Annotated in this window: 6 protein-coding genes and 1 pseudogene; 3 read left to right on the top strand and 4 right to left on the bottom strand. The window is 63.9% G+C overall.

The features are described from left to right. Positions 1-64 precede the first annotated feature (64 nt). On the bottom strand, positions 65-940 hold the full coding sequence (locus EOA24_RS24830) for an alpha/beta hydrolase (RefSeq protein WP_126081800.1): 876 nt from the start codon (positions 938-940) through the stop codon (positions 65-67). A 142-nt stretch (positions 941-1,082) separates the two neighbouring features. Between EOA24_RS24830 and EOA24_RS24835 the strand changes: the two genes are divergently transcribed. The 3 genes from EOA24_RS24835 (at position 1,083) to EOA24_RS24840 (ending at position 3,436) form a co-directional block, all read left to right on the top strand. Further along, positions 1,083-1,754: a GntR family transcriptional regulator gene (locus EOA24_RS24835; RefSeq protein WP_126081799.1), complete on the top strand. Its 672-nt coding sequence runs from the start codon at positions 1,083-1,085 to the stop codon at positions 1,752-1,754. A 120-nt stretch (positions 1,755-1,874) separates the two neighbouring features. After that, positions 1,875-2,357 carry a GMC family oxidoreductase N-terminal domain-containing protein gene (locus EOA24_RS44130; protein WP_348633080.1) on the top strand — a complete coding sequence of 161 codons (483 nt, stop codon included), beginning with the start codon at positions 1,875-1,877 and terminating at the stop codon, positions 2,355-2,357. After that, on the top strand, positions 2,276-3,436 hold the full coding sequence (locus EOA24_RS24840; RefSeq protein WP_348633081.1) for a GMC family oxidoreductase: 1,161 nt from the start codon (positions 2,276-2,278) through the stop codon (positions 3,434-3,436). Before EOA24_RS44130 ends, EOA24_RS24840 begins: the two co-directional genes overlap by 82 nt. 84 nt (positions 3,437-3,520) lie before the next feature. Here EOA24_RS24840 and EOA24_RS24845 read toward each other — a convergent pair whose 3' ends face one another. The 3 genes and pseudogenes from EOA24_RS24845 to EOA24_RS24855 all read right to left on the bottom strand — a co-directional run. Next, positions 3,521-4,768 (bottom strand): SfnB family sulfur acquisition oxidoreductase, encoded by a 1,248-nt coding sequence (locus EOA24_RS24845; protein ID WP_126081797.1) that lies wholly within the window; start codon positions 4,766-4,768, stop codon positions 3,521-3,523. Positions 4,769-4,792: 24 nt separating this feature from the next. Further along, positions 4,793-5,584, bottom strand: a complete 792-nt coding sequence (locus EOA24_RS24850; protein WP_126081796.1) for an ABC transporter ATP-binding protein — start codon at positions 5,582-5,584, stop codon at positions 4,793-4,795. Positions 5,585-5,657: 73 nt separating this feature from the next. Continuing rightward, positions 5,658-5,961: pseudogene (locus EOA24_RS24855) on the bottom strand (ABC transporter permease); the annotation flags it as partial.

Consider the following 5,961-nt stretch of genomic DNA (forward strand, 5'->3'; position numbering starts at 1 on the left):
GTTTTGTTTACATTGGCCATTTTCTATCCTGATGCTGCGTACAAGAAGACGGCGCGACGGGCCGTCAGGCGTCGATGAAATTGGTGATGGCTTTCAGCGTGACCTCGGGACACACTTCGTTGACGTAGTGGTCGGCTCCCGGGACGACCACCACGGGCAGATCGGGCCGCAACCGACTGGTCTTTGCCAGCGCCGCCGCCGAAACCAGCTTGCTCTCTTCGCCGCGGACGATGAGGACGGGCTTCGCCACGTCGCGGTAAGCCTGCGTCAGGTCCGCGCGAAGGCCCTTGGCGGTCTGAGCCATCGCCGAGGGCGACGCCAGCGGACGCAGACCGCCTTCGACCCGCCGATAGCCGCTCTCCGCTCTGATCCTGATGGCATCGGCGGGAATATTCGGATAGCGGCCCGCGAGATATTCCTGGACGGCCTCGACATCCCTGAAAATTCGGTCTCCGGCGTTCACCCGACTCTCCAGGGCATCGAGCGCTTCGGTCTCGATATAGGGGGTGAAGTCGATCGCGATCACGGACCGCACCAGCTCCGGATTTCTCGCCGCCGCGGTGACGGAGTTCCTGGCGCCGAGTGAATGTCCGACGAGGATGGCAGGCCCCTGGCCGAAGGCGCGTATCAGGCTGGCGATGTCATCCGCGTAGTCATTCGCCTCGTAGCCGCTTTCGGGCTTGTCGCTGAGGCCATGCCCTCTCTGGTCGACAGCTACAGTCGTGAAGCGGGCCGAAAGCTGCGCCATCAACGGCGCGAACACCGCGGAGTTAGACGTTATGCCGTGGAAAAACAGCATCAGCGGGCCGGTGCCGCTCTCGCGCACATTCAAGGCGATGCGATTGGTGTCCACACGTCGCGAACCAACCTGACTGGAAAGTACGTCTGCCACCACGTTTACGATCCCCGGCGCTGCTGCTTCCTTGCGTAAAAGGATCATACAACCACGAGGGCGTCAACCTGGATTGTCTGACATTCTTGCAATCTTAAAAGTTGACAATCTACCTGTTCCCGCTGTCCAATATGCGTGGCCTCGCATATGATGCGCGAGATTCCGACCCTGAGCCCACGAGACGCAACCGATGCCGCCCGAACTGAATTTGCGGATTTCGCCACGAACAGTGCAGCAAGAGACTGTCGACAAGCTGCGGCTCGCAATCCTGTCGGGGCTGTTTCAGCCGGGGAACCGTCTTATTGAAAGCCAGTTGTGCGCACAGCTCGGCGTCAGTCGCCCCTCGCTGAGGGAGGCATTGCGCAGCCTTGAGGCCGAACGCCTGATCGAGATCGTGCCCAATCGCGGGCCGTCGATACCGGCGCTTTCGTGGAGCGAGGCAACCGCAATCTACGAGGTTCGAGAGCTGCTGGAAGTGGAGGCGGCCGGACGATGCGCGTCAAGAATCACCACGGAACAGTTGCGTGAGCTCGAGAAATCGCTTGCCGCCTTCGAAGAAGCCGCCTCGAGCAATGACAGCCTGGCCCAGGTCATGACCGCGGCCGACTTCTATTCAATCATACTTGCGAATTGCGGCAATCCCATCCTCGAGGAAGTCCATCGCGGTCTGGTGGCCAGGATCAGCTTTTTCCGGGGACGCTCGATGTCTTTGGAGGGCAGAGCGCAAAGTAGCCTGGCGGAGATGCGGCAGATATACGAATCCATTGCCGCCGGCGACGAGAAGGCCGCCCGCAAAGCCTCGAAACGGCACCTTTTGAAGGCAAAAGCGGCGGCAAAGATGTCCATGAACAGCGAGAGTTGAGGTCTCCGAGGCAACGCTCGGCCGAAATCTTGAAATCCTCTGTTTCGGATCGCGCGTCTGCGGCACCGCTGGGCGCGCAACCGTCGAGGTGGTGCGTTAATACGGAACTTGGGAGTGGAGATGACCAAGGGGATTGGCGGGCGCAACCCGGATGCCGATGTCGTCATCGTCGGCGGTGGCTCGGCAGGCGCGTTGCTTGCGGCGCGGCTGAGCGAGGAGCCGGCCCGTCGCGTTCTGCTGATCGAGGCAGGCGAGGAGGCGACCGACCCCGACATCTGGAATCCGGCTGCCTGGCCCGCGCTTCAGGGCCGCAGCTACGACTGGGACTATCGCACGGAGCCGCAAGCCGGCACGGCGGGCCGCGTGCATCATTGGGCGCGGGGGCGGCTGATCGGCGGCTCGAGTTGCCTCCACGCCATGGGCTACATGCGCGGCCATCCCTGCGACTTCCAGGCCTGGGCCGACGCGAGACCGACGATCACCGATGGAGCTGGAATGAACTGCTGCCGGTTTTCCAGGCCATCGAAAACCACCCGCTTGGCGGCGATGGCATCCACGGCAAGGGCGGGCCGTTGCCGATCTATCTGCCGACGGACGAAGTAAGTCCGCTTGCCCGTGCCTTCATCGAGGCAGGCGCGTCGTTGGGCCTGCCTCGCCTTAAGGGTCACAACAGCGGGGAGATGATCGGCGTCACCCCGAACTCTCTGAACATTCGAGATGGACGGCGGGTTACGGTCGCCGACGCCTGGCTCACGCCGGCTGTCCGAAGCCGCGGAAATCTGACCATCCTGACGGGATCCCGGGTGCGACGGCTGATCTTGGACGGCAATCGCATGCGCAGTCTCGAAGTTGTGGGACGACACGGCAGCCTTTTGGAGGTCTTTGCGGATCAGGTTGTGCTCTGCGCCGGCGCGCTGGAAAGTCCGGCTTTGCTGATGCGCTCAGGCATTGGCCCGCACGATATACTCCAGGCCGCCGGCGTTGGCTGTTTGATCGATATGCCGGAAATCGGTCGAAACCTTCAGGACCATCTGCTTGGTGCCGGCAATCTTTATGCGGCCCGCAAGCCGGTTCCGCCGTCGCGCCTCCAGCATTCCGAATCGATGGCCTATATGCGGGCTGCCGGGTTCGCCGGTATCGGGCAGCCCGAAATTGTCGTTGGCTGCGGCGTGGCGCCGATCGTGTCCGAACGCTTTCAGGCGCCTGCCGCCGGCACGGCCTATTCGTTGCTGTTCGGAATAACGCATCCCACGAGCCGCGGCGGCGTGCGGGTAAGCGGGCCGGAACTCGATGACCGGTTGATCATCGACCCCGCATATCTGCAAACCAGCCAGGATCGAAAACTGTTCCGACAGGCTCTGGCGGCGGCACGAGAGATCGGCCATCGAGACGAACTCGCCGATTGGCGAGAGCGCGAGCTTCTGCCAGGTGCTCTGAATGGTGAGGCGGAGATCGACAATTTCATCGCGCAGTCGGTCATCACGCACCATCATCCCTGCGGCACCTGCAGGATGGGCAAGGACGTGGACGCCGTCGTCGATGCGAACCTACGGCTCAAGGCGCTTGACAACCTTTTTGTCGTGGACGCGTCGGTTATGCCCAATCTCACCGCGGGACCGATTCATGCTGCGGTCCTCGCGATCGCCGAGACTTTCGCGCGATGGCACCGGGCACCGCTATGACCATCGCGGTGGACGCAAGGACTGGCGCGAGCGGGACAGCGGCCGGCCCGCCGCGAATGATGTTCGCCCGGTGGAACGGCGCGATCAGCTCCAGGCGTGCAGCGGCGGGTTCTCGCCATTGAGGAAATACTTGCCGAGGATCGAATATTTCCAGCGCACCGGATCGTGCAGCGTGTGGGTGCGCGCATTGCGCCAGTGGCGGTCGAGATTGTGCTCGGCGAGCGTCGAGCGAGTGCCGGCCAGCTCGAACAGTTTGTTGGTCGCCGCGATGGCGATCTCGGTCGACAGGATCTTCGCTTCCGCGGTGACGATCTGCGCATGCGCCACCGTCTCGGCGGTCGGCTCGGCGACTGCCCGATCGATGGCGTGGCCGGCCTTTTCGAGCAGCGCCTGCGCGGCGTGCAGGCGAAGCGTCAGGTCGCCGATGGCCTGGATCGTGTAGGGATCGTCCCAGGCATTGGCGACGCCGCTGTCGATCCAGGCGCGGCTCCTGGTCCTGACGAAATGGACCGTTTCGTTGATCGCGGCCTGCGCGATGCCGGTGTCCACCGCCACCTGGATGATCTGGAAAATGGCGCCGTCTGCGGTCGGCTTGTCATAACCCTTATAGCCGGGCACGAGATGCGTCTTCGGCACCTTGACGTTGTCGATGATGACGGTGCCCGACAGCGTCGTGCGCTGGCCGAAGCTCGACCAGTCGTCGATCACGGTCAGGCCAGGCGCGCCGCGATCGGCGATCGCGTACCAGGCCCGGCCCTCGTCGTCGAGGGCCACGATCGGCACCAGATGGGCAAGCAGCGCGCCCGATGAATAGAATTTTTGGCCGTTGACGATGACATGGTCGCCGGCGTCGGTGAACTTCGTCTCGAAATCGGCGGCGCGCTTGGAGCCGAATTCGGAAAAGGCGTTGCCGAACCGCGTTCCCTTCAGCACTTCGGCAAACAGCAGCGCCTGCTGGTCCTTGTCGGAGACGGTGCGGATGGCCGCGACGACGCCGAGGTGATTCTGCGCGATCTGGCCGATCGAGGAATCGGCGGCCGAGATGATCTCGATCACCTTGGCCAATGTGGCGTAGGACACTTCCGGTCCGCCGAACGCCTTCGGCACGTTGATCGACCATAGGCCGCTCTGCGAGAACTGGTCGAGCTCGGCCACCGGCCAGATCCGCTCGCGGTCGCGCCTGGAGGACTCCTTGACGAACTCGGCCGCGAGACGATGGGCGACCGCGATCGCTTCGGCATCATCCTTGATGATATGCGCGGCGGTGGCCGGGCGCAGCACCGGCGGCACGGCGGCCGCGGCTTTGTCGGTCTTGACGTTGGACACAGTCATTTCATGGCTCCTTGGGATTTCGATTCACACGACGGCGTGGAGATGGGTTGGTTGGGCGGCGGATGAAGGCTGTTGTCCGAGATAGAAGGCGCGCACATCCTCGCGCTGGCGCAGGCTGGCGGCGGCGCCGGAGAGAACCGAGACCCCGTTCTCGAGCACCGTCGCATGGTCGGCATAGCCAAGCGCGACCGCCGAATTCTGCTCGGCGACCAGGATCGACAGGCCGCTCTCGCGGTTCAGCTTCCTGAGCGTCTGGAAGATGTCCTGGACGATGAGCGGGGCAAGCCCCATCGACGGCTCGTCGAGGACGAGCAGCCGCGGTCGCGACATCAGCGCCCGGCCGATCGCCGTCATCTGCTGTTCGCCGCCCGAGGTCAGCCCCGACAAGGTCCGGCGCTTTTCCCGCAGGCGGGGGAAATAGGCGTAGATCCGTTCCAGATCCCGATTGATCTCGGCCCGGCTGCCGCTGCGGCCGATGCCGCCCGAAACCAGGTTCTCCTCGACGCTGAGGCTCTTGAAGCAGTGGCGGCCTTCCAGCACCTGGACGAGCCCGGCGCGCACCAGGTCGCCCGGCTGTCGCCGCGAGACGTCTCCGCCATCGAACCTGATCGAACCGGCGGTGATCTGGCCGCGCTCGGCCGGCAGCAGGTTGGAGACGGCTTTCAGCGTGGTGGTCTTGCCGGCACCGTTGGCGCCGAGCAGCGCCAGCATCTCGCCCTGCCTGATCTCGAAGCTGACGCCGTGCAACGCCGTGATGGCGTGATTGTAGGTGGCGTGGATATTGTCCACGGCGAGGATGACGTCATTGCCCGGCATCGGCGCTTCCCTGGTGTCTGCGAAAGTGGATGACCGGGCGTCGGAGAAAGAGGCCGGCGCCCGGTCCGTTGGATCAGTTAGTGGCGGCTACCGCGTCGGCATCGGCGGCGGTGCGCAGCTTGATGCCCTTCTCGGCCGCGTAGGCTTCAGCCGACTTTTCGATGATCGGCCGCAGCAGCGTCCAGTCAGGGGCGATCCAGTCGGAGACGACGTTCCACTTCTTTCCGTCCCACTGCTGGAAGGTCACGTAGCCTTCGCCTTCGTGGTTGTCCCAGCTAACATTGATGGAGTGGAACAGGTCCTTGGCGCCGAGCGCCTCGACCTTGGCCGGATCGAGCTTGAGGTGCTCGAAGCCCCAGCGCACCTCATCGCCGGTC

This window comes from Mesorhizobium sp. M2A.F.Ca.ET.039.01.1.1 (assembly GCF_003998035.1).
Taxonomy (GTDB): Bacteria; Pseudomonadota; Alphaproteobacteria; order Rhizobiales; family Rhizobiaceae; genus Mesorhizobium.